The organism is Roseateles sp., from assembly GCF_036404855.1.
GTDB lineage: Bacteria > Pseudomonadota > Gammaproteobacteria > Burkholderiales > Burkholderiaceae_C > Pelomonas.
This window is the reverse complement of record NZ_DASWYS010000137.1, coordinates 1-2,121: the sequence shown is the minus strand read 5'-3', so window position 1 is coordinate 2,121 and position 2,121 is coordinate 1. Positions and strand designations below refer to the sequence as shown.

The window sequence follows — 2,121 nt, the reverse complement described above, 5'->3', positions numbered from 1 at the left end:
AGACTTACTTCAAGCTGCCCTTAGGGAGAACCTGGGTGATGGCGCCGCGCTGGATCTGGAGCTCGACGCCGTCGGCCACTTCGACATGGACGAAGTTGTCGCCCAGTTTGCTGATCTTGCCGATGACACCGCCGGCCGTGACGACTTCGTCGCCCTTGGCCAGGGCCTCGATCATGGCCTTCTGCTCCTTCTGGCGCTTCATCTGCGGCCGGATCATGACGAAGTAGAGCACCACGAACATCAGCACCAGCGGCAGCATGCCGAGGAGGCCGGACTCGGGAGAGGCTGCCGGAGCGGCCTGGGCGTAGGCGTTGGAGATGAACACGTTGATTTCCTTGGTGAGAGGTGCGGCCGCGGGAACCGCAGGGCAACCTTGAATTCTAGTGCCGCCGCCCGACCTCCCAACGGCACCGCAGCGGGGCCGCGACGCCCGGGGCACGGCCTGCTAACCTGCGCCGCCATCCAACTGCCGCGGAGCCCCCCTTGCAGATCAGGTCGCTGACCGACCGGCTGAGTCTGCGTCGCCTGCTGACGCTGCCCTACGTCGTGCTCATGCTAGCCGTGGTGCTGCTGATGGGCGGCCTCTCATGGCAAGCCGGGCGCGACACGGTGGGCAACCTGTCCGGCCAGTTGCTGATCGAGGCGGTGAGCCGCATCGCCGTGTCCCTGGAGCGCCACGTCGGGGGTGCCGACGCGGTACTGGAGACAGCCTTCCCCACCGGCCTGACGGCACCGGACGACCTCGGGCAGGACGCGCTGCGCACCCGCTTCTGGTTGGCCACATCGGTGCATCTGGACCCGAACAACTACGTCTACTACGGCGACCGTCGTGGTCGCTTCCTCGGCCTGTGGCGCTTCTCCCCGCAGGAGGCCGAGCTGCGCACGCGCGCCGAGGGCAGCGGGCCGCGCACCCTCTACCGTCTCAGCGGCATCACCGGTAGTCCGCACGCGCCGGTCGCTGAGGACCGGATCTTCGAGCCGCGCGAGCGCCCCTGGTACCAGACCGCGATCACGAGCCCGGCGCCCCTGGGATGGACACCGGTGTATGTCGACTTCAAGACGCTGGACCTGGTCGTGACGCGCACCAAACGTGTGGGCAATGATGTGGGAGAGCCCGAGGGCGTGGCCGCGACGGACCTGCCGCTGCAACAGGTCAACGCGCTGCTGCAGCGGTTGGCCCTGACGGAGAACGCGGTCGCCATGGTCGTCGAGGCGGATGGGCAACTCATCGGCGTGTCGCGCGGCGCGCATATGAAGCCGCCGGCCGCAGGCCTGCGCGAGCGACTGAATGCGGCCCAGAGCCCGGATGCGCTCGTGGCGGCCGCCTTCGACGCGGTGCGACGGCGCACCGCCGCCGGCGCTCTGGACGCGACGCCGCGCACGGAACGTTTCCGCGACGACGAGGGCCGCGATGTGCAGCTCGGCTATGCCCGCGTCGACCCGGCGCTGGGACTGGACTGGCTCATCATCGTCGCCGTGCCGCGCGCCGACTTTCTGGTCGGCGTGCAGCGCAGCGTCACGCAGGCCGGGGTGCTGGCAGGCCTCGGCATCGTCGTGGCCCTCAGCCTGGGCTGGGCGGTGCTCGGCGTCGTCACCCGCGAGTTGCGCGAGCTTGCCGAGAGCGCTCGCCGCATCGGCGACGGCCTGCTGGACCCACCGCGCGAGGTGCACCGCAAGGACGAGCTCGGGCAGCTCGCGCGCAGCTTTGCCGACATGCAAAGGCGGCTGCTGACCGACCAGTTGACCGGCCTCACCAACCGCGGCGCCATCCTGCGTCGCATCGAGGACCGCATCCTGCAGCAGCGCCGCCGCGGTGACCGCTGGCCCTTTGCCGTCATGCTCATTGACCTCGCGCGCGTCAAGGAGATCAACCAGCGCTTCGGCCATGCTGTCGGCGATGCCGTATTGAAGGAGACGGGGCAGCGCCTGCGCGCCGGAGTGCGCATCGGCGACGTCGTGGCCCGCTACGCCGGCGACGAGTTCGTGCTGCTGCTGGAGTCGGTCGAGAACCGTGCCGACGCCGAAGCGGCGTGCGGCCACCTCGAGGCCACCCTGCGCGCGCCGCTGGCCGCGCTGGCCGGCGTCGCGCCGGACGATTTCATCGTCGGCGCAAGCTTCGGC

The 2,121-nt window shown here is 69.8% G+C and carries 2 protein-coding genes; one reads left to right on the top strand and one right to left on the bottom strand.

Going from position 1 to position 2,121, the window contains the following annotated elements:
• Positions 1–4 precede the first annotated feature (4 nt).
• Positions 5–325, bottom strand: coding sequence for a preprotein translocase subunit YajC (gene yajC, locus VGF12_RS09235; RefSeq protein WP_331175745.1), 321 nt, complete (start codon positions 323–325; stop codon positions 5–7).
• A 158-nt stretch (positions 326–483) separates the two neighbouring features.
• Between yajC and VGF12_RS09230 the strand changes: the two genes are divergently transcribed.
• The coding region (locus VGF12_RS09230; protein ID WP_331175744.1) for a diguanylate cyclase domain-containing protein at positions 484–2,121 on the top strand (1,638 nt) is incomplete at its 3' end.